This window comes from Pseudomonas putida (assembly GCF_016406145.1).
GTDB lineage: Bacteria > Pseudomonadota > Gammaproteobacteria > Pseudomonadales > Pseudomonadaceae > Aquipseudomonas > Aquipseudomonas putida_E.
Genome location: NZ_CP066306.1, coordinates 2,970,316 through 2,992,316, shown reverse-complemented (window position 1 = coordinate 2,992,316; position 22,001 = coordinate 2,970,316). Strand labels below are relative to the sequence as shown.

Below are 22,001 nucleotides of genomic sequence, written 5' to 3'. Positions count from 1 at the left end.
CGTCACCGGGGTTCGCAGGGTTAGGTTTCCTGTATTGCCCACTCAGGAAACCTTCCCTTGGACTCCATTACCCAAGCCGTACTCGGCGCCGCGCTGCAAGGCACAGTGCTTGGCCGTATCCAGGGCCGCCGCTCGTTGATCTACGGCGCCGCACTGGGCACCGTGCCGGACCTGGACGTGGTCATCCGCTACGCCGACCCGGTGTCGCAAATGACCTACCACCGCGGCTTCTCCCACTCTATCTTCGTGCTGACCGGCCTGGCCCTGTTGCTCGCCTGGCTGGTCAACCGGCTGGGCCGCACGCGCTGGCCTGACAAAGGCTACACCTTGCCCAGGCTGTTCCTGGCGTTCTGGCTGGTACTGGTCACCCACCCGATCCTCGATTCCTTCACGGTGTACGGCACGCAGCTGTTCTGGCCGTTGCAGTTCACCCCGCAAAGCTGGGCCAGTGTGTTCATCATCGACCCGGTCTACACCGTGCCGCTGCTGGCGGCCGTGCTCTATGCCGGTATCAGGGGCGTGAGCCGCAAGGCGTTGCGCCTGATGAGCCTGGCCTTGATGTTCAGCACGGTTTACCTGGGTTTCGGCTTGGCCGGGCGCATGGCCGCCGAGCAGCGTTTCCAGGCTGCCCTCGACCAACAGGGGATTGTCGCAAACGAGGTGCGCGCGGTACCGATCGCGTTCAACAGCCTGGTCTGGCGCGTGCTGGCCAAGACCCCGGATGGCGATTATTACGAAGGCGTCAGCAGTGTATTCGACCGCGCACCTCCGGAGATGCAGCGCCTGCCGCGTAACCTGCAGCTTGCAACTGCATTGGCCGATAACCCCCTGTTGCAGCGGCTGCGCTGGTTTACCGATGACTGGCTGCGCTATGACGAGGTGGGCGGTGCGCTGGTAGTCACGGACCTGCGCATGGGGATCCCGGGCAATTACACCTTCCGCTTCAACATGGGCCATCGCGATGCGAAGGGGCACTGGGTTGCCGACACGCCCACTGCGTGGCGCGGCAGCGGAGCAGGCTCGATGTTCAACCGCCATGACCTGGCGTTGATCTGGCGCCGTATCGTGGATCAGCAACCGCCATTGCCGTTGGCCGCCTGGACCGCCCAATACCTGCACCAGGCCGACGGCCCCGGGCGCTGAGGCGTGCGTTCAGCGGGGTTGGACCTGGTCAAATGGACGGCCATCGTGACCATGGTTGCCGACCATGTACGTTTCCTTTGGCCGGCTGCCGAGGGGCTGTTCATCGTCGGTCGCCTGGCCTTCCCATTGTTCTGCCTGGCGATCGCAGTGAATGTCGGGCGCAGCCCACCGGGCCGGCTGTTCACCCGCACCAACCTGCGCTACCTGGGCTGGATGCTGGCTTTCATGGTGCTGTCTGAAGGGCCCTATCGTTGGCTGGACCCTGCCACCCAGACATTCAGCGTGATCCCCACACTGACCTTGGGGCTGCTGGTGGCCTGGGCGGTGCACCACCCCCCTGCGTCAGCGCGAATAATCGGCCTTGCCGCCGTGCTGATTGCAACCTGGTGCAGTGCGCAGCTGATGTACGGGTTGCCCGGCGTACTGCTGCCTGCGGCCTGGCTGATGGCGCGCAGGCGAGGGGGAGTGGCCTGGCTGCTGCCGTGCCTGTTGGCTGTGGCGGGCAACCTGACCAACAGCTGGTTGCTCGAACACCTGCTGGCACCGGTTACCTTGCTGACCATGGCCGCTGCAGCCCTGGCCATACCTGTCGGGTGCATGCTGCTGCGCCACGACCATTGGCCTGTGCCTGCAGTGGGGCGCTGGGGGTATCTGTTCTACCCGTTGCACCTGCTGGTCATCAAGGCACTGCACTGGATGCTGTAACGAGGCCCTTGCAATACGGCAATGCGCACCCATCTAAGCGGGTCTTCAGTATCCGCAGGAACCAGACATGGAATCCAACCGCTTCGGCGACATCACCGCTTTCGTCAGTGCGGCGAAGGCGGGCAGTTTTACTGCTGCAGCGGCGAGCCTGGGGCTAACCCGCTCAGCCGTGGGCAAGAGCATCGCGCGCCTGGAGGCGCGTATGGCGGTACGCCTGCTCAACCGTACCACGCGCAAATTGAGCCTGACCGATGAGGGTTTGGTGGCGTATGAGCGCTGGCGGCAGATTCTCGATGACCTGGACGAGGTGGAAAGCACCATGGCCCAGCGGCGTGGCAAGCCCACCGGCACGCTGCGCCTGACCGCACCGTTGTCGTTGGGCCAGCGGCATGTGCTGCCGGTCCTCGATGCTTACCTCAAGCAATGGCCGGAACTGCGCGCCGACATTCGTTTTACCGACCGTTTCGTCGATCTGGTCGAGGAGGGCGTGGACGTAGCCGTACGGATCGGCGCACCCAAGGAAGACTCACAGTTGCTCACTCGCACTGTGGCCTGGCAGCAGTTCGTTACCTGCGCTTCGCCCGAATATTTGCGCCAGCACGGGGTGCCGCAGGTGCCTGCAGACCTGTACGGGCATGACAAGATCGCCTTCCTGATAGGTGAAAAATCCATGGCCTGGCGCTTTCACACGCCAGAGGGCCTGCACCTGTGCGAGGAGCCCGGGCGGCTCAATATCGACAGCTCCGAAGCCATGCTCGATGGCGCACGGGCAGGGTTCGGGCTGATTCACCTGCCCACCTACATCACCGGGGAGGACCTTCGCGCGGGCACGCTGGTGGAGGTGTTGCACGCCTACAGGCCACCGGCCGACCCTATTCGCGTGGTGTACCCGAGCAAACGCCACCTGTCTCCGCGAGTACGGGGGTTCATCGACCTGCTGGTGGCGAGTTGGGAGCACGGAGTGCCCTGGGAGCAGTGATTGTGAATGTCAGGCCCCTGAAGCCGGGTTCAGCCCTGGCGCGCCTACAGCTTCGAGCCTGTAGGCGCGGGGCCCCTCATGCCATCAAGCCTGTTTCAGGAACGGGTAATCCGTATACCCCTCAGGCCCGTTTGCATAGTCGAACTGTGGCCGATGCTCGTTCAGTGGCGCCTGAACCCGCAGGCGTTCCACCAGGTCCGGGTTGGCGATGAAACTGCGCCCGAATGCCACGGCATCGATCAACCCACGCCCGATCAGGTCTTCGCCTTTCTCTGCGGTATAAGCACCTGCGGCAATGATGACCCCTGGGTAAGCCGCCCGAATAGCCTTACGGAACGTATCGCGCAGCGGCTTGCCACCAGCCCAGTCCGGCTCGGACAGGTGCAGGTAGGCCAGGTTGCGCTTGGCCAGTTCCTTGATCAGGTACAGCCCTGCTGCCTCTTGATCTTCGCCATTGTCCACGCCATTGAAACCACCCAACGGGAAAATGCGGATACCCACGCGCTCGGCGCTCCAACCGGCAATGGCGGCATCCACCGCCTCGAGCACAATACGGGCGCGGTTCTCGACACTGCCGCCATAGCGGTCTTCACGCTGGTTGGCGCTAGGGGTGAGGAACTGGTGCAAAAGATAGCCGTGAGCGGCATGCAATTCGATGAAGTCGAAGTTGGCCTCGCGAGCATTGACCGCTGCCTGGCCGAAATCGGCGACGATGCCGGCGATCTCTTCCTCGCCCAGGGCACGCGGTGCTGAGGTCTCAGTGCGCAGCAGGTTGCCTTGCTCGTCACGCAACGTGGTACGGGCATTGGCAGGTAGTGCGGAGGGCGCCACTGGCGCCTGGCCACCAGGCTGCAAGGTAGTGTGCGACACACGACCGGTGTGCCAGACCTGCACGGCGCTGTGGCCGCCTGCAGCATGAATGCCTTCGTTTACCAGGCGCCACGCGGCAATCTGCTCGGCGGTGTGAATGCCTGGTGAACCCGAGTAGCCCTTGGCCTGGAAGGAGATTTGCGTAGCCTCGGTAATGATCAGGCCTGCACTGGCACGCTGGGCGTAGTACTCGACCATCATCGGGGTGGGTACATCCCCGGGCTCCAGGCTGCGCAGGCGGGTAAGGGGCGCCATGAACACGCGGTTGGGCAACGTCAATGGGCCGATCTGCAAGGGTTGGAAGAGTTTCATTGCCGCTCCGAAGGTGAAAGAACCAATGGCGCGCACGATACCGGGATGATTCGGGAATGGGAGGACCGGCACCCCGGCGGCGGGCTCCCCAATGGTTTTGTTCACCCAGGGCTACACACTTTTTGGCTGAGCAAGCGGCTGGCACACCTGTGTCATGTCTGCAGCAGCTGTTTCATCGCTGCGCCAGTCCGTGTTGCCTTGCCGGTGCCGGCAGTGCCGTGTCGAACCGCTCTGGCATGGAGGTTTGGCAAGCTCATTGTGCCAATGGCACAGCCGTTGCTCTGTGTGTTACCGACGCCTGATGCGGTGTCGCCATAACAAGAACGGAGAACCGAGCATGAATCGAACAGGCCCGCACCGTCGGCCTCTGCCGCACTTGCTGAGCTGCCTGGCCTTAAGCCTGGCGTGCAGCGCACCTGCCTTCGCCGCCGAAGTCGACGGCCAGCGCATCATCGAAGCCGACAAGGAACCCGGCAACTGGATGAGCCACGGCCGTACCTATGACGAGCAGCGCTACAGCCCGCTCAAGGCGATCAACCAGGGCAACGTCAACCAGCTCGGCCTTGCCTGGAGCTACAAGCTCGACCTTGACCGTGGCGTGGAGGCAACACCAATCGTGGTTGACGGGGTGATGTACACCACCGGGCCGTTTTCGGTGGTGTACGCCCTGGACGCGCGCAATGGCACGCTGCTGTGGAAGTACGACCCGCAGTCTGACCGCCACCGCGCCGGTGAGGCCTGTTGTGACGCGGTCAACCGAGGCGTGGCGGTGTGGCAGGGCAAGGTCTACGTGGGTGTGCTCGATGGCCGCCTGGAGGCGATCGATGCCAAGACCGGCAAACGTGTGTGGTCGGTGGACACCCGCGATGACGACAAGCGCAGCTACACCATCACCGGGGCGCCGCGGGTGGTCAACGGCAAGGTGATCATCGGCAATGGCGGCGCCGAATTCGGTGTGCGCGGCTACGTGACTGCGTACGACGCCGAAACCGGCAAACAGGCCTGGCGCTTCTTTACCGTGCCGGGCGACCCCAAGCTGCCGCCCGAGAACAAAGCGATGGAAATCGCCAGCAAGACCTGGCACGGCGACGCTTATGTCGAGTGGGGTGGCGGCGGTACGGCCTGGGATTCGTTCGCCTACGACCCGGAACTCAACCTGTTGTATATCGGCGTGGGCAATGGCTCGATGTGGGACCCGAAATGGCGCAGCCAGGCCAAGGGCGACAACCTGTTCCTTTCCTCGATCGTCGCGGTCAATGCCGACACCGGCGAATACGTCTGGCACTACCAGACCACGCCAGGCGATGCTTGGGACTTCACCGCCACCCAGCACATGATCCTGGCCGAGCTGCCCATTGACGGCAAACCGCGCAAAGTGCTGATGCAGGCGCCGAAAAACGGCTTCTTCTATGTGCTGGACCGTGCTACCGGTGAGCTGCTGTCGGCGAAGAACATCGTGCCGGTGAACTGGGCCAAAGGTATCGACATGAAGACCGGGCGGCCGATCTTCGACGATGAGGCGGCGGCCTACTGGAAGGACGGCAAGCGCAAGCTGGTGACCCCGGCGTTCTGGGGTGCCCACGATTGGCACCCAATGTCCTACAACCCTGACACGGGCCTGGTGTACATCCCGGCGCATATCATGTCGGCCTACTACGAGCACATCCCCGAGGCGCCGAAGCGCAACCCGTTCAAGAGCGTTTACCAGTTGGGGCTGCGCACCGGCATGATGCCTGAAGGCGCCGAAGGCCTGCTGGACATGGCCAAGAGCTGGTCGGGCAAGCTGATCGCATGGGACCCGGTCAAGCAGGCGCCGGCGTGGGAGGTGCCGTACATCACCATCTTCAACGGTGGCACCCTGAGCACTGGCGGCAACCTGGTGTTCGAGGGTAGCGCCGACGGCCGGGTGATCGCCTACGCCGCCGATTCGGGCAAAAAGCTCTGGGAGTCGCCCGCCGCCAGCGGCGTGATGGCTGCGCCGATCACCTATTCGGTGGACGGCGAGCAGTACGTGACGTTCATGGCCGGCTGGGGCGGGGCGTTTTCTACCTTTGCCGGGGCGCTGTCATTGCGTGCGGGCGTGCAGCCGTTCGCCCAGGTGCTGACCTACAAGATCGGCGGTACCGCCAAGTTGCGTGAGCCGGCGCCACCGGCCGATGCACCGGAGCCGCCCGCGTTGACCGCCGATGCGCAAACGGTCGCTGCCGGGGCAGCCCTGTATGACGGCAACTGCTCGCAATGCCACGGTATCCACGCCGTCAGTGGTGGTGTGCTGCCCGACCTGCGCAAGCTCACTGCCGAAAAGCACCAGATGTTCCTCGGCATCCTCTATGGCGGGCGCGTACCCGATGGCATGCCTTCGTTCGCCGACAACCTCAAACCCGAGCAGGTCGAGCAGGTGCACCAGTACCTGATCAAGCGCGCCCATGACTTGAAGGCCGAAGGCGATGCCTGGCAGCGGTTCAGCGCCAAGCCCGTCGCCCAGCCGCCACTGGCCGATAACACACCACAGGAGTGACACGAGCATGACAGACACGACCTACCAGAACTTCATCGACAACGCGTTTGTGCCCAGCGAGGCGCTGATCGAGGTCTACAACCCGGCTAATGCCCAGCTGCTCGGCCGGGTGCCAGAAACACCGGCTGAACAGGTGGAGCGCGCCATCGCAGCAGCACGCAAGGCGCAAAAGGGCTGGGCGGCGAAGACAGCCCTTGAGCGGGCAGGCTACTTGCGCCAGATCGCCGGCAAGGTACGGGCCAATGCCGAGCGCCTGGCGCGGATCATTACCCAGGAGGGCGGCAAGGTGCCGGCGCTGGCCCAGGTCGAGGTCAGCTTTACCGCCGACTACCTGGACTACATGGCCGAATGGGCGCGCCGCCTGGAGGGCGAGGTACTCAGCAGCGACCGTGCCCACGAACACATCTTCCTGATGCGCAAGCCATTGGGCGTGGTGGCGGGGATTCTGCCGTGGAATTTCCCTTTCTTCCTCATCGCACGCAAGATGGCGCCGGCGCTGCTCACTGGCAATACCATCGTGATCAAGCCCAGCGAGGAAACGCCCATCAATTGCTACGCGTTTGCCCAGTTGGTGGCCGAGACAGACCTGCCCGCTGGCGTGTTCAACGTGGTTGGTGGCAAAGGGGCGAGTGTCGGTCACGGCCTGTCGAGCCATGCCGGTGTCGACCTGGTGAGCTTCACCGGCAGCGTGGCGACCGGCGCGCGGATCATGGCCGCCGCCGCCCCGAACATCACCAAGCTGAACCTCGAACTGGGTGGCAAGGCCCCGGCGATCGTGCTGGCTGATGCCGACCTCGACCTGGCAGTTAAAGCCATCGTTGCCTCGCGCGTGATCAACACCGGCCAGGTTTGCAACTGTGCCGAACGGGTGTATGTGGAGCGCAAGGTGGCCGACGCCTTCGTCGACAAGGTAGGCCAGGCCATGGCGGCCACCCGCTATGGCGACCCCTCGCGCCAGGCCGACCTGGACATGGGGCCGCTGATCAACCAGGCCGGCCTCGACAAGGTGGCGCAGATGGTGCGCACGGCCGTAGGGCAGGGTGCCAAGTTGGTGACCGGGGGGCAGGTCGCCGACCTTGGCGCCGGGTTCCATTACCAGCCGACCGTGCTCGCCGGCTGTACGGCGGACATGGAGATCATGCGCAAGGAGATCTTCGGACCGGTACTGCCTATCCAAGTGGTCGACGATCTGGACGAGGCGATTGCCTTGGCCAATGACAGCGAGTACGGGCTGACCTCGTCACTCTATACCCGTGACCTGAATGCAGCGCTCAAGGCTTGCCGCGAGATCGACTTTGGCGAGACCTACATCAACCGCGAGAACTTCGAAGCCATGCAGGGCTTCCACGCCGGTGCGCGCAAGTCCGGTATCGGCGGGGCGGATGGCAAGCATGGTCTGTATGAGTACACGCGCACCCAGGTGGTGTACATCCAGGGGTAAGTCTACACCCCAGCGAACCTGTCTTGTCTGCGATACAGACGCTGGGGTGCAGGGCACCGGCTTCGCCGGTGATCGCCGGTCACCCCAACAGGTTCGGCTGCACGATCCCGTAGCGCTTCATCTTGCGGTAAAGCGTCGAGCGCGAAATGCCCAACGCCTGCGCCGCAGCGCTCATGTTCCAGCGCTCACGCTTCAAGACCTCCAGCAAATGCCGCATCTGAAGGTCTTCCACCTGCTGCTCGAGCGCTGCAGGCTGCGCAGGCGCTGCACTGTCCAGCAACTCCCGGGGCAAGTCGGCCAGTTCGATCACACCGCCCTCGGCCAGCGCTACCGCCTGGCGCAGGGCGTTGAGCAGTTGGCGCACATTTCCCGGCCACGCATGGCCCAGCAGGCAACGATGCGCTTCGGCGCTCAAACGCAACCCCGACCCGGCCGACAAGCCAGAGAGCAGCGCATCGATCAGCTCGCGGCGGTCGCTGCGCTCACGCAGGGCCGGTAACCTCATGCGCATCCCGCACAGGCGATAATAAAGGTCTTCGCGAAAGCGCTTTTCGCCAATCATGGCCTGCAGGTCCTGATGCGTCGCCGATATCACCTGTATATCCAGCAGCACTGGCGTTTCTGCCCCCAGTGGCACCAGTTCACGTTCAGCCAGCACCCGTAGCAGCCGCGTTTGCAGGTGTGCAGGCATATCACCGATTTCATCGAGAAACAGCGTGCCGCCATTGGCTTGCTCCAGTTTGCCCTTCATGCCCTTGCGGCTGGCACCCGTGAAACTACCGGCGCGGTAGCCGAACAGTTCGCTCTCGATCAATGACTCGGGTATCGCTGCGCAATTGAGTGCCACGAACGGCTTGGCATGGCGCTGGCTGACCTGGTGCAGGGCGCGGGCGAAAGCTTCTTTGCCGGTGCCGGTTTCGCCGTTGAGGAGGATGGCGATGTCCTTGTCCAGCACCTTGCGCAGCCGACGCACGTCCTGTTGCAGTTGCACGTCCTGGCCTGCCAGTTGTTCGAGGCCGGGGTGGCCAGCCCGGGCGGGCATCGGCGGTGTAGCCCGCAGCAGGCGGTAGCCGGCAGGGACGCGCAGGCCGACGTCCAGCAAAAGCGGCTGAGCTTGGCCGCGCAGCTGTGTACCTCGGGCGCCGCCACGGGTGAGGTCGAGCAATTGGTCGATATCGGCGTGCAGCAGTTGCTCGACAGGCGCCCCCAGCAATTTGCCGGTGTGCGCAAGGAAGGCCGCCCGATTGGCTCCGATCACCCGGCCACCTTCATCCAGCGCCAGCAACTGCTCGGCCGCCAGGTCCGAGAACTCGTCACGCGGTTTCAGCGCCAGGGTCAGGCGGTCGCGGTAGCGCTCGCGGAAATGGCTGTTCTCGATCAGCCGGGCGTATAGGGTCACCAGTTGCAAGGTCAGGTGTTGTGCTTGCTTGGGACCGTCGTTGTACAGGCAGGTGGCATTCAGGCAACCGAGCAGTTGATTATGGGCATCGAAGATTGGCGACACCGAGCAGCTCAGGCGGGCGTTGGCTGCCAGGAAGTGCTCCTGCCGGTGTATGGTCAGGGCCTGCCCGCAAGCCAGAGCGGTGCCGATGCCATTGGTGCCTGCTATCGACTCGTCCCAGCGCGCCCCGACAATCAGGCCGGAGCGCGTATAGCGCTGCGGGTCGGCCGGCAAGCGGGCATCGAGGGTAATGCCGTCGGCGTCGCTGAGCAGCACGGCGAAACCTGCATCCACTACGCGCCGCGCCAGGCCGCTGACACCCTGGCTGGCGATGGCCAGGTAGGCCTCATGCTGGGCCTGGTGCTGGCGGATTTCGGTGGCGCTGAGGATGTTGTCGACGTGGCGTAGTTCAGGGTCCAGGTGATGCTGGTTGATGCTGCGGTACCAAGACTCGGCGATCACAGGTTCGGGTATCAGGCCGCGTTCGGCGAAATGGCAATCGACGAACGCGGCCAGCTCACTGGCTTGGGGTGAGGCGGTGTGCGCGGCCATGGGCGCTCCACAAAATTCTTGTTATTTGAGGTGGGGAAAACCATAGCTGATTTTTGCTTGATCGGCAGCCGGCGTGGCGGGGGCGAATGCGTTCAACCGATCAACTCAAGCGCCTGAGCCAGGCTCAGTGACCGCTTCATGCGTTGCGACAACTGTGCCATGGCATCCGAATAGCCTTTGGCGATCACGGCCTCCACCCGCTCACCTGCACATTGCAAGGCAATGAAATCGCCTTGCTCCGGCTCCCCGACAAACTCGATGCGGTCCCAGTCGCGCGCATGCCCCAGTACTTCATACGTGCGCCCATGCTGATAAGTCCAGAAGAACGGCACGTCTTCATACCGGCGCTGTTCGCCCAGCATGTTGGCGGCAGCTATGACACCGTGTTGCTGGGCCAAGCGCCAGTGCTCGATACGCACCGGGCGGCCGCTGAGGGGGAAGGTCGCGATGTCACCGGCAGCCCACAGCCGGTCCGCGGCCTGCAGCTCGGCGTCGACTGCAATGGAGCGGTCCTCGGCCAATTGCATGCCCTGAACGAAGGCGGGGGCTGGCATGACGCCGGTGCCGAGCAAGACCAGTGACGTGTCGATTTTCTCGCCATTGCTCAGCAGTACGGCTTCGACGTGTTGCGCACCGATAAACCGTTCTACCTCGGTCGGACCATGGAACACCACGCCCTTGCGCTCATGCAGCGCGCGAATGGAGCGGCCAATGCGCTCACCCAACTGCATGCGCAACGGAACCTCGTGGCGGGTGACCACGTGGACCTGTGCGCCGTACGTGCGCAATGCCGATGCGGCCTCCAGGCCGATGAAACCGTCACCGACGATCACCACGGGCTGGCCGGGTTCGGCGGCATCGAGCAGGCGCGCCGCATCTTCGCGTGAGCGCAGCGTCACGATGCCCGCCAGGCTTGCACCGGGCAGGTCAGGGCGTTGCGGCTTGCCGCCAGTGGCCAATAAGGCAGCGTCATAATCGATACGCTGGCCGTCGGCGAGGGTGATCTGGCGCTTTTTGGCATCCAGCAGGCGAACCTTGCCCGAGCGCCGTTCCAGTTGGCCTGTGCGCAACTGGTCAGCTTCAAGCAGCGCTGGCACTTCATCAGGCGGCATTTCGCCGGCAATCACGAATTTGCTCAGCGCAGTACGGTCATACGCCGGTTGCCGCTCCTGGTCGAGCCACACCAGGCGCCCGCCGAACCCATGGGCCAGCAGCGTGGCAACCGCCGCCGAGCCTGCGGCACCGGCGCCGATGACGACGAAGCAGCGCGCATCGCTGTGACGCGGTGGCTCGGGGTGCGGCAGAGGCTGGTCATCGACCCAGACTTCGCCATCCTTGACCCAAGCGCGGTAGCGGCGCAGATCTGCCAGGGCCGGGGGCTCGCAGACCACGCCTTCGTCCACGGCGAAAGCGGCCTTGTGCCAGGGGCAGACCAGCAGGCCGTTGCATACCACCCCTTCTTCCAGCGGTGCTCCGGCGTGCGGGCAATTGGCCTGATAGGCGCGGACCTGCCCGGCGCTGCGAATCAGGATCACTTCTTCGCTGCCGGCCTGTACACGCAGGGGATGTTTTGGGTCCAGCTGATCGAGGCGGGCCACGGCGTGGTGGGTCATGGGAGTCTCCAAAGGGGGCCTTCGGAATCATTTGACGCCTGGGACGGGAGGGTGATGCGTTGATCTGACGACCGGAGACGCCGAGTCACTTCCCGGCCATGGGGCCGCAGGGCGGCCCCACCCACTCAATGCGCCCGGGCCGCCGCCAGCGCACTGGCGCGCGTCACCCGCAGCGCCACCAGGCTACCCACCACGATCAGCGCCGCCAGTGAATACAGCGCAGCGTCGGTCGAACCGGTCTGGTCCTTGATGAAGCCGACCAGGTACGGGCTGAGGAAGCCGGCCATCTGCCCCACCGAGTTGATGATTGCCAGGCCCGCGACTGCGGCACTGGCGCTGAGCAGCGCGGTGGGCATCGGCCAGAACATCGGCAGGCCGGTGAGGGCACCCATAGTGGCGATCGACAGCCCCAGGATGGCGATGGCCGGGGTGGCGGCAAAGTTGACCGCGATCAGCAAACCGACGGCGCCCATCAGCATCGGCACCACGAGGTGCCAGCGACGTTCGTTGCGCAGGTCCGCCGAGCGGCCACAGAGGATCATGAACACCCCAGCCAGCAGGTACGGAATGGCGCTGAGCCAGCCGATCAGCAGCGGGTTGTCGAAGCCCATGTTCTTGATGATCGACGGCAGCCAGAAGTTGATCGCGTAGACACCACTCTGAATGCAGAAATAGACGAAGCCGAAGGTCCAGATCAATGGGTTGGTCAGCACGGCGAACACGCCATCGCCAGTGGCGACGGGTTTGCTGGCGGCGTCTGCCTTCAAGTCTGCCTCGATCAGCTGGCGTTCTGCCGGGCTCAGCCAGGCGGCTTTCTGGTAACCATCGCTGAGCATGCCGATGGCCAGGATACCCAGTGCCACGGTTGGCAGGCCCTGGATCAGGAACATCCACTGCCAACCGGCCAAACCATGCTGGCCAGCGGCGAAGTGTTCGAGGATCCAGCCGGAGAACGGCCCGCCGAGCAGGCCCGATACCGGGATCGCCGACATGAACAAGGCCATGATGCGGCCACGGCGGTCCGCCGGGAACCAGCGCGAGAGGTACAGCACCACCCCTGGGAAGAAGCCGGCTTCGGCAGCGCCGGTCAGCAAGCGCAGGGTGTAGAACTCGGTAGGGGTGGTGACGAACAGCAGGCAGGTCGAGAGACTGCCCCAGACGATCATCATCGCCGCAATCCAGCGCCGCGGGCCGAAGCGGTTGAGCGCCAGGTTGCTCGGCAGGCCGCAGAGCACATAGCCGATGAAGAAGATCCCGGCACCCAGGCCGTAGACGGTTTCGCTGAATTTGAGCGCGTCGAGCATCTGCAGCTTGGCGAAGCCGACATTGACGCGGTCCAGGTAGTTGAACAGGTAGCAGATGAAAATGAACGGAATCAGCCGCAGGGTGATACGCCGGTAAAGCGCGTTGCGGGTGATGTCTGTGCCTTGGTCAGGGGCAGGGCTGTATGCCATGATCGGGTTCTCTATTGTTATGGTTGTCGCCGCGTCGCCTGTGCCGGCGCTCGCCCTGATGAGTCTCGGGCAGTGCGACGCAGCTGTCTTTGTGCTTTTGCACAGCCAACTGGGCAAGACGCTGTGCTCGCGAACAAAGCCTAACACCCTCAAGGATCACCGAATGTTCGAACTGGACCATGACCTGGCGCAGGATATTGTTGATCGGGCAATGGCCATTCTGCCGTGCAATGTCAATGTCATGGACAGCCAGGGGCTGATCCTGGGCAGTGGCGAGCCGGAGCGCATCAACACCCGTCACGAAGGTGCGCAGCTGGTATTGGCCAATGGCCGGATCGTCGCGCTGGATGCAGACGCCGCCAAGTGCCTCAAAGGCGTGCAGCCGGGGGTCAACCTGCCGCTGATGCTCGATGGGCGGCTGATCGGGGTGCTGGGGCTGACGGGTGACCCGCAGCAACTGCGCACCTACGGCGAGCTGGTGCGCATGACCGCCGAAATGCTTCTGGCCCAGCGCCACTTGCAGGTTGAACAGCAATGGCGGCGCCAGCGTTGTGATGACCTGCTGGCGTTGCTGCTCGGTGGTACGGGCGACTCGCCGCGGCTGCTGGACGAAGCGCAGCAACTGGGCCTGAAACCGCAGTTGCCACGGGTGCCGTGTTTGTTTGAACTGCGTGCCGGCCCGGCGGCCGAGGCCTTGGCTGCCTGGTTGATGAGCCGTTACCCGGACAGTTGGTGCGTGAGTCCGGCGCGCGATTCCTTGCTGTGGTGCCGCCCGGCCGGGGTGGTGCTGGACGATGAGCGCCTGTTCGAGCGCGTGCAGCGCAGCGGCTGGCAGATCCAGCGCCTGGCGCTGGGCAGCCCGGCGCAGAGCCTTGAGCAGTTGCGCCGCGGTTACCGGCGGGTGCGTGACCTGCTCGCCTATGGCCGCGAAGTGTTGCCGGGCGAGCAGCTGTTGAGCCTTGCACGTTACCGTCTGCCGGCCTTGTTGTGGCGCCACCGTAATGAGGATGCGCTGGATGAGCTGCTTGAGCCGCTGCACCGCGTTCGGGCCAAGGATGCCAGCGGGCAGTTGCTCGCCACCCTGCGTGCCTGGTGCGCGCATGATGGCCAGAGCCAGGCCTGCGCCGATGCCCTGGGGATTCACCGCAACAGCCTGCGCTATCGCCTGGAACGTATTGCCGAGCTGGGCGAGGTCGACCCATTGCGCCTGGAAGGCATGTTGAGCCTGTACCTGGGGTTGCAGCTTTTGCCCGCGGATTGACCTGGGCAAAAAGGCATTTGCCCAAACAACCCGTCGGCCGGTTTGTGCATCCGACCGAGGCCCCGACGCCAGACAACTGTCAGCATGCGGCCATCTGGACAGGAGAATCCCCATGAAGATCGTCATCGCCCCCGACTCGTTCAAAGACAGCCTTGATGCTGCCGGTGTCGCCCGTGCCATCGCCGCCGGCCTGGCCGAGGCGCTGCCTAGCGCTGAGCTGCTCGAGTGCCCCATGGCCGATGGCGGCGAAGGCACCATGGAGGCGATTGTCGCTGCCAGCCACGGCGAGCTGCGCCGGCAGACCGTTCGCGGGCCACTGAGCCAGCCGGTGCAGGCCGGTTGGGGCTGGCTGGCCGACAGCCGTACGGCGATCATCGAGATGGCCCAGGCCAGTGGTATCCAGCTGGTGCCGAGTGCGCAGCGTGATGCCTGCCGCAGCAGCACCTGGGGCACTGGCGAGCTGATCAACGCCGCGCTCAGCGCAGGGGCACAGCGCATTGTTCTGGCAATCGGCGGCAGTGCTACCAACGATGGCGGCAGCGGCATGCTGCGTGCCCTAGGCCTGCGTTTGCTGGACACCGATGGCCAGCCGCTGGAAGAGGGCGGCTTGGCCCTGGCCGGGCTGGCACGCATCGATGTCAGCGGCCTGGACCCTCGCCTGGCGCAGGTCCGGTTCGAAGTGGCGGCCGACGTCGACAATCCCCTGTGTGGGCCCAATGGTGCTTCGGCGATCTTCGGGCCACAAAAAGGTGCCAGCCCCGCGCAGGTCCAGGCCCTGGACAAAGCGCTGGGCCACTTTGCCGACCATTGTGCGCAGGTGCTGGGCCAAGACGTGAGAGAACTGCCAGGGTGTGGCGCTGCCGGCGGCATGGGCTTTGCCGCCAAGGCCTTCATGGAGGCGCGGTTCCGACCGGGCGTGGAAGTGGTGGCGGAGTTGGCCGGCCTCGATGCGTTGGTGAAAGGTGCCGACCTTGTGATTACTGGTGAGGGCCGCTTCGATGCCCAGACCCTGAGGGGCAAGACGCCGATGGGCGTGGCGCGGGTCGCCAAGCGCCATGGGGTGCCGGTGGTGGTGCTGGCGGGTACCTTGGGTGAAGGCTATCAGCAACTGTACGCGCATGGCATCGATGCGGCATTCGCCCTTGCCAGCGGGCCGACGACCCTGGAGCAGGCCTGCGCCGATGCGGCGCACTTGTTGCAGGCCCGGGCCAGTGATATTGCGCGGGTATGGCGTTGCGCCCAGGGGCGCTAAAGCATCTGCGGCAAGACCATGGCGCCGCGCCGCGGGTGCGGCGCTCGATCTCAAAGTTACTGAAATAAACCGTGGCATGCCCCAATACCTCACCTCCCCGACAACCTGCTGAGCTGCGTGGCGATAGTGCGCAAGCCGGACACCATCTGGGAAATACCAAAAATATCTTTGTCTGATATGAGGCCGGATTCACGGCGCGATGAGTGAGTTGCGGTCGGAAAATACGCACTTGTTAATCAGTATTTACCCGTAGAAGTTGTTGAATAATACCTCGTAGCTATCACCGGCGGTTTCAAATAAGTATTTTACTTGAGCCGGACGCTCGCCAATTCTCTGCGCTGTTTATTCGAGAGGGCGAGTCGATGTTAGTTCATAGCGACCAGGATTATGGCGTACTGCAGGCCGCGGAACGCGAGCTTCAACTGCAGGCGGGGCATGTCCCCAGCGCCGCATTTTATGAACGCAAGTTGCAAGCAGTTTGGACGCGAGCACAACACAGCGCCCATTACGCAAACATAGGTCCCTACAGTTTCACGGCCTTCCAGCAGTTGCCCGCAACCGCCAAGGCATTGCTCAAAGGCCAACCGCTTGAGTTCTGCACTGTAGAACTCGGCGAGGCGGCCAAGTATTACGCCACCACCGGCACGACTGGCGAGCCGACCCCGACCCCGCGTTTGAAAGAAGACATCATCTGGAATGCCGTCAGTGTCGCAAGCCATTGGCGGGCAGTGCTGCGCCCGGGTTCGCGGGTAGCCAACCTGATGCCATCGGACATCGTGCCGGTGGGCGACCTGATCGCCAACGTCTGCGAGTACCTGGACGTTTCCCACGTGCGCCTCTATCCCTTCACCACCGGTATTACCGACTGGGAGCGGGTGTGCAAGACCTTCGACACGTATCGGCCTACGGTCCTGTTCATTGCCCCCGGGGTGCTGGTGCAGTTGACCCGCTACCTGAAACAGCGCGAATTGCTGCACGCCTTCGCCAAGTCGGTGCGCTCGATCATGCTGCTTGGCGAGGTCAACACCCAGCCGTTGCGTGACCGCCTGGCGCGCTGGTGGAAATGTGATGTTTTCGATGCCAGCTACGGCAGTACCGAAACAGGCACCCTGGCCGCAGTGGGCCAAGACCTGCAGATGCGCCTGGCCACGGCTACCAATTATTTTGAGCTGCTGTTGCCCGACGGCAAGCTGGTCACCCCGGCCGAGGGCCTTACGGGCCGCCTCGTGGTTACACCGCTCAACCTGTATGCACGCCCGCTGTTGCGGCTGGACACCGGTGACAGCGTGACCATCACCTCGCCTTGGGAGCCAGGCTGCGTCAGCCCGACCCTGCTGATCAACGGGCGTGACAGCGACAGCATCCGCGTGGCTGGCGTAGGCCTTGAGATCCGCGCGGTCGAGGAGGTGGTATACGGCAGTTGCGATGCCACAGGTTATGTCATCGAAGTGGACCGCCAGACTGACAGCGCCGCGCTGATCCTCGAGCGTGACGTTGTCTGGGACAGCAGCCAGGAAGCACGCCTGCAAGCGCATTTGCTGGAGCGCTCCGAGCAGCACATGGGGCTGCGCTGGAGCCGCGTGCTGTTCGTCAACAACCTGTCGGCGCTGAACAAGAGCGGCGGTTCGCAAAAGAGCTGGAAGAAAACCAATCTGCGCTTTATCGGTGGCCAGCAATGACGCCGCCACGCTTCCCCCTGGGGCAGGGCCTGAGCAACGGCCAACCGGATCTGTGGTGCACCTATGCGGCCATACGCAGCCTGGCCTGGGTTGAGCGCCTTGAGCAGGTTGATGTACCGGTATTACAGGCCTACATCCTGTCTCGGCGCAACCGCGATGGCGGCTTTGCCTGGAGCAAGGGGATGCCCTCCGATGCCTGGGCCACGTTTTATTGCACCGAAACCCTGCACGACCTGGGCGTTGGCGTTCAACAGTGCGACGAAACAGCGGCCTGGATCGCTACGCTGTTCGATGGCGACGCTTATGCCATGTGCCAGGGCCAGACGGCGGACGTGTGGGCCAGCCACTATGCGCTGCGCACCTTGATCGAAGTGTGCCAGGGCCAGGTGCGGGATACCGGGCCGTTGTATGCCTGGCTCGAGGGGTTGCAGTGTGCCAATGGTGGCCTGAGCTGGTCGGCTGATTTCGCCCGACGCAACCTGGCCGACACCCGTGCCTGTTTCTACGGCGTGATGGCTGCGCGGGCGCTGGCTCGCCAGGGCTTGCCGGCGCCGCACTGGAACCTGCCACGCCTGATCGGCTGGCTACAGGCACAGCAGATGGATTGCGGTGGTTTCCGGTTCAGCGAAGCGGCGGCTGTGCCGTGCCTGTGGGCGACCTATCGCGCCACGGCCAGCCTTGCTGCATTGCAGGCGCAACCGCTGGGCCGTCAGCGCTGCGCTGAATGGATCGATGCCTTGCGCGGTCCGACCGGTGCCTTCGTGCGCTGGGCCGGTTATGACGGTGAGGACGTCTGGGCGGCATTCTGCGCAGTGGGTTCGCTCAAGGCACTGGGAGAGCCGGTGGCGCATCTGGCCGACGGCGTGGCTGCGTTCATCGCCACGTTATCGATGCCCCAAGGCGGCTATTCCTATCGCCGGGCAGATACCGCCGCCGACGTGCTGACTACTGCGGCCGCGGTGCTGGGCGAATGCCTGGCGCCGCAGCAGCGTGGTGCGGCCCTGCGCTGGATCGAAGGCTGCCAAATGCCCAACGAGCCTGGGATCATGTACATGCCCGGCCGTGGTGCCGAGGTGCGTTGCACCAATTGGGGCCTTGCAGCGGGCGCTTTCGATGGCCAGGCAGGGCCCCGCCAGGCGATCGGCCGATGGCTGGCCTCGCTGCAGAACCCTGACGGCGGCTTCGGTTTCTGGGAGGGGCGCGGCTCTGACATGGTGTCCACCGCATCAGCCGTGTCGATCTTGCGGCAATTGGGCGATGACTGCGGCGTGGACTTGGCGGCCATCGAACGCTACGTCGCCAGCTGCCAGCAAGCTCATGGCTACGCAACGTTCCCCCGTGGCGAAGTGTCACTGCGCGCGGGGTTGCAGGCCCTGGGCTGCCTGGCCCATATCGGCAACGACGTCACTGAGGCTGCCGCCCGGTTACTGGCCGCGCACAAAGTGCGCCAGGGCGGCTTCGCCAACCAGGGGCAGCGCATTCCCGACCTGCTCAGCACCTACCAGGCCGTGGCACTGGCTGCCGACCTGGGCCTGCCTGTGGACCTTGCCCACCTGCGCTTTTTCCTCGACAAGGTGCGCGGCGCTGCCGGCCATGCCTGGTCACCCTTGTTCTTGCAAGGGGTTGATGCGTTGTCCACCTGCCTGGGCCGCCTGCTCGACGCCTTTGCCCAAGGCCAGCGTAAGCAGCTGCCCAGCTTGCAGTTGTCGTAAGGAGCCGCCATGCCCACCCTCACTGTTTGTTGTGCACCGCTGCAACCGCTGGAGCGCAAGCGACTGGCACTTGCCTTTACCCGCCAGCTCAAGCAAATGGGTGCCGACACCGCCCATTGCATGGTGTTCTTTAACCCGTTACCTGAGGCCAGTGTGTTCAGCGCCGGCATGCCGATGCCCGTTGCCGACCGCGACGGCGCACCGGCGCAGTTCCATGTGCGCATCACCCTGTCACAAGCCCGCGACCGGCAGGCCCACCAGGCGCTGGCTGAAGGGCTGCACGGCTGCCTGCGTACGCATTACCCGAATGCCTTCATCTACCTGCACTTCGACCCGATCCTGCCCGAGCACGTGTTCTTCAGTGCTGGAGCGGAATTGACCAACGCTGCCCATCAACAAGGAAAGACCGGCTCGTGAATCACCTCAGCATTGAACAGCGTATCCGCCAAACCCTCGGCCAGCTGCTTGGCGAGCACGTCGACGCCATCGATAAACGCGACAGTTTTCGTGACTTTCTCGGCGAACGCTTCGATAGCCTCATGGCTGTGGAAGTGATCACCGCCATCGAAGGCTGCTTCGACATCGAAGTGGACTACCTCAGCGACGATGTGCGCTTCTGGTTCGAAACCCTGGAAAAGATGGAGCAATTCGTCGGGCAAAAACTGGAAGATCAACTGACCCTGCAGGCCACCGAGTGAACGCCGAGCATCTGTTTACCACCTCCGGCTCAACCGGTGCGCCCCGGCAATGGCTGCGTAGCCAGGTGCAGATGGAGCACGAGGCGGCCCTGATTCTCGGCCGTTGGGCGCCCGATGCTCGGGAGATTTTCTCGTTCGCGCCGGTCAGCCACAGCTACGGCATGATCCTTGGCGAGGTCGGGTCGCGGGTTTTGAACGCCCAGTTGCACGCCTGCTCGCTGGAGCAGCAACGCATGCCAACGCTCGACGGGGAAGGTCCGTGCGTGATTCTCGCCATTGCCAGTACCTGGCGCGTGCTGCCGGCGCTGCTGGCCCGGCTGAGCGCCCGGCGTGCGGTACTGGTGGTGCACAGCGCCTCGTTGCTGCCGCCGGGGGCTCTGGCCACGGTGCAGCGCCATGCCGGGCCACAGGTGCGTTTCGTCGAACTGCTCGGTTCCACCGAAACCGGGGCCATGGCTTACCGCGAGCTGGACGCTCACAGTGATGCAGAGCAGCCCTGGACCCTGCTGAGCGATGTGACCCTGCTCAGCCCCCCGGGCCAGCCCTGTGCGCTGCACGTGGCCAGCCCGCGCATCGCCCGCCAGCCGTGCCAGGCACACGCAGCAGCCACGCATTGCTGCGATGACCAGGTATTGGTGTTGGACGAACAGCGCTTCCAGTGGCTGGGGCGGGCCAGCAGCCTGATCAAGGTCAATGGGCTGCGCGTCGACCTGGCCCGTTTGGCAAGTGATCTAGCTCAACGCCTGAATTGCCCCAAGCTGGCCTGCGTTGCCGTGGCCGATGCGCTGCGCGGCGAAGCGTTCGAGGTGCTGTACAGCTGCGACACCCTCACCGAGCACGCGGTGTTGGAGGCATTTCGCCAACTACCGCCAGGCCATCCATGGCCGGTTGCGGTACGCCGTGTCACCGACCTGCCTTTGTCCGCCACCGGCAAGCCTCTGCCGTGGGCGGCTTCCACTTCTGTCAAGGAATACACCCCATGAACCACGTTGACACTCAAGATGCCATCGCCCACTACCTCAGTAACTGCGGCGCCGACGCCACCCACGGCCGCGAGCAGCCCGAATACCTCGGTCTGAGCCTGCGCAAACGCCATGAACTACTGCAGCGCAACCCCGCCATGGCCGCAGACTGGGCAGCGCAGTACGCACAATGGTCCGTGCATGCCGACAGCCACTACCGCTGCCTGACCAGCACCCGTGAGGTCGAGGCACCGTGGTACCGCCTGGGGGTGAAGGACACTGTCGACGTGCAAGGCTTGCCGACCCGCCTGGGCTTGCGCAGCTACCGCCACTACCCCCAGCGCAGCGCCGAGGCGCTGAGCTTCCTCGACCCGCGCATCGCCCTGACCTGCAAGGTCGCCACTACCGAGCTGAACATTGCCTTTGGCGCCGGGTGCCGTAACCCGCGCTTCCCGAGCATCGATCCGTCTGGCTCCAGTACCGGCTCGGCGGTGTCGGTGGCGGCAGGGCTCTGCGATATCTCGTTGGGCACCGATGTACTTGGCTCGGTGCGCTGGCCGGCCTCGCACTGCGGTATGGTCGGCCTGCGCATGACCCAGAAGGCCGAAAGCCTGGCCGGAGTGTTTCCGTTGTCACCGCGCATGGACGCACTGGGCTGGGTCGCCCGCAGCGCCGACGACCTCGACCTGCTGTTCCCGTTGCTGGGCCTGGAGCCACTGCTCGGCCAGCAACAGCCACTCAAAGAGCGCTATCGGGTCGCCATGCTGGAGCACGCGCTGGACCCGGCGCTGACCAGTGCGGCCATGCTCGACATGCTGGGCCAGGCACGCAGCGCACTGGCAGACCTGGACATGGCGCCCGCCGAAGTCGCCATGCCGGACCTGTGGGCCTGCCGTGGCGACGCCTGGCAACTGTGCGCACGGGATGCGTGGCTGGCCTCGGCTGCCTGGGCACGGCGCTTTGACTGCGAGCTGCACTGGTCGACACTCAGCGCCCTTAAAGTGGGTGAGGGCGTCAGCGACGCTGACTACCGGCGCATCCACCAGCGCATGGACAACATCCGTTCGGGTATCGACGCCTGGTTCGACAACGCCCAAGTGGATTTCGTGGTGTTCCCCATGGACCCCAACCGGCCATTCGACCGGCGCAACCCGCAGCCAGGGGACTCGACCATCCCGTCCCCGGCAGACGAAGGCTATGAGCAGAAGATCAGCTTTACCCCGCTGGCCAGTTTCAGCGGCCTGCCGGCCATTACCGTGCCGATTTGCCTGAGCGCCGACGGCAAGGCGCCGCTTGCCGTGCAGATCATGGGCCGGCGTGACAGCGAGCGGCAGTTGCTGGATATCGCCAAGCGCCTGCAAGCCCTGACCGGTCTACTTCCAACCCGTCGTCTTCAGGTGTAAGGAGCA

At 64.4% G+C, this 22,001-nt stretch carries 17 protein-coding genes; 13 read left to right on the top strand and 4 right to left on the bottom strand.

Annotation, left to right across the window (positions count from 1 at the left end; genetic code table 11):
• The first annotated feature begins 57 nt into the window (after window positions 1-57).
• From JET17_RS13715 to JET17_RS13705, 3 genes are all read left to right on the top strand, one after another.
• A complete protein-coding gene (locus JET17_RS13715) occupies window positions 58-1,143 on the top strand; it encodes a metal-dependent hydrolase (protein ID WP_012314551.1) in 1,086 nt (361 codons plus the stop codon).
• A gap of 3 nt (window positions 1,144-1,146) precedes the next feature.
• The gene (locus JET17_RS13710; RefSeq protein WP_012314550.1) at window positions 1,147-1,848 is read left to right on the top strand and encodes a TraX family protein; all 702 of its coding nucleotides are present in this window, start codon (window positions 1,147-1,149) and stop codon (window positions 1,846-1,848) included.
• Window positions 1,849-1,915: 67 nt separating this feature from the next.
• Entirely contained in the window at window positions 1,916-2,827 is a 912-nt protein-coding gene (locus JET17_RS13705; RefSeq protein ID WP_012314549.1) for a LysR family transcriptional regulator, read from the top strand.
• A gap of 84 nt (window positions 2,828-2,911) precedes the next feature.
• Here JET17_RS13705 and JET17_RS13700 read toward each other — a convergent pair whose 3' ends face one another.
• Window positions 2,912-4,009 carry an alkene reductase gene (locus tag JET17_RS13700; RefSeq protein ID WP_012314548.1) on the bottom strand — a complete coding sequence of 366 codons (1,098 nt, stop codon included), beginning with the start codon at window positions 4,007-4,009 and terminating at the stop codon, window positions 2,912-2,914.
• Between the two features lie 337 nt (window positions 4,010-4,346).
• Between JET17_RS13700 and JET17_RS13695 the strand changes: the two genes are divergently transcribed.
• Window positions 4,347-6,527 (top strand): PQQ-dependent dehydrogenase, methanol/ethanol family, encoded by a 2,181-nt coding sequence (locus tag JET17_RS13695; protein ID WP_012314547.1) that lies wholly within the window; start codon window positions 4,347-4,349, stop codon window positions 6,525-6,527.
• A 7-nt stretch (window positions 6,528-6,534) separates the two neighbouring features.
• The gene (gene aldA / locus JET17_RS13690; protein WP_012314546.1) at window positions 6,535-7,968 is read left to right on the top strand and encodes an aldehyde dehydrogenase; all 1,434 of its coding nucleotides are present in this window, start codon (window positions 6,535-6,537) and stop codon (window positions 7,966-7,968) included.
• A 79-nt stretch (window positions 7,969-8,047) separates the two neighbouring features.
• Here the strand turns inward: aldA and JET17_RS13685 are convergent, their stop codons facing one another.
• The 3 genes from JET17_RS13685 to JET17_RS13675 all read right to left on the bottom strand — a co-directional run bounded on the left by JET17_RS13685 (window position 8,048) and on the right by JET17_RS13675 (window position 13,028).
• Window positions 8,048-9,961, bottom strand: coding sequence for a sigma-54-dependent Fis family transcriptional regulator (locus JET17_RS13685; RefSeq protein WP_012314545.1), 1,914 nt, complete (start codon window positions 9,959-9,961; stop codon window positions 8,048-8,050).
• Between the two features lie 92 nt (window positions 9,962-10,053).
• Window positions 10,054-11,574 carry an apoptosis inducing factor family protein gene (locus JET17_RS13680; protein WP_012314544.1) on the bottom strand — a complete coding sequence of 507 codons (1,521 nt, stop codon included), beginning with the start codon at window positions 11,572-11,574 and terminating at the stop codon, window positions 10,054-10,056.
• Between the two features lie 125 nt (window positions 11,575-11,699).
• Window positions 11,700-13,028, bottom strand: a complete 1,329-nt coding sequence (locus tag JET17_RS13675; protein WP_012314543.1) for an MFS transporter — start codon at window positions 13,026-13,028, stop codon at window positions 11,700-11,702.
• Window positions 13,029-13,191: 163 nt separating this feature from the next.
• Between JET17_RS13675 and JET17_RS13670 the strand changes: the two genes are divergently transcribed.
• The 8 genes from JET17_RS13670 (at window position 13,192) to JET17_RS13635 (ending at window position 21,995) form a co-directional block, all read left to right on the top strand.
• Window positions 13,192-14,289 carry a sugar diacid recognition domain-containing protein gene (locus JET17_RS13670; protein ID WP_012314542.1) on the top strand — a complete coding sequence of 366 codons (1,098 nt, stop codon included), beginning with the start codon at window positions 13,192-13,194 and terminating at the stop codon, window positions 14,287-14,289.
• A 112-nt stretch (window positions 14,290-14,401) separates the two neighbouring features.
• Window positions 14,402-15,541, top strand: coding sequence for a glycerate kinase (locus JET17_RS13665; protein WP_012314541.1), 1,140 nt, complete (start codon window positions 14,402-14,404; stop codon window positions 15,539-15,541).
• Between the two features lie 362 nt (window positions 15,542-15,903).
• Window positions 15,904-17,220, top strand: a complete 1,317-nt coding sequence (locus JET17_RS13660) for a phenylacetate--CoA ligase family protein (protein ID WP_012314540.1) — start codon at window positions 15,904-15,906, stop codon at window positions 17,218-17,220.
• On the top strand, window positions 17,217-18,932 hold the full coding sequence (locus JET17_RS13655; RefSeq protein WP_012314539.1) for a prenyltransferase/squalene oxidase repeat-containing protein: 1,716 nt from the start codon (window positions 17,217-17,219) through the stop codon (window positions 18,930-18,932). The genes JET17_RS13660 and JET17_RS13655 overlap by 4 nt, the downstream gene beginning before the upstream one ends.
• Before the next feature lie 9 nt (window positions 18,933-18,941).
• A complete protein-coding gene (locus tag JET17_RS13650) occupies window positions 18,942-19,349 on the top strand; it encodes a hypothetical protein (protein ID WP_012314538.1) in 408 nt (135 codons plus the stop codon).
• The gene (locus JET17_RS13645) at window positions 19,346-19,630 is read left to right on the top strand and encodes an acyl carrier protein (protein WP_012314537.1); all 285 of its coding nucleotides are present in this window, start codon (window positions 19,346-19,348) and stop codon (window positions 19,628-19,630) included. Before JET17_RS13650 ends, JET17_RS13645 begins: the two co-directional genes overlap by 4 nt.
• On the top strand, window positions 19,627-20,613 hold the full coding sequence (locus JET17_RS13640) for an AMP-binding protein (RefSeq protein WP_012314536.1): 987 nt from the start codon (window positions 19,627-19,629) through the stop codon (window positions 20,611-20,613). The genes JET17_RS13645 and JET17_RS13640 overlap by 4 nt, the downstream gene beginning before the upstream one ends.
• A complete protein-coding gene (locus JET17_RS13635) occupies window positions 20,610-21,995 on the top strand; it encodes an amidase family protein (RefSeq protein ID WP_012314535.1) in 1,386 nt (461 codons plus the stop codon). Before JET17_RS13640 ends, JET17_RS13635 begins: the two co-directional genes overlap by 4 nt.
• Window positions 21,996-22,001: the final 6 nt, after the last annotated feature.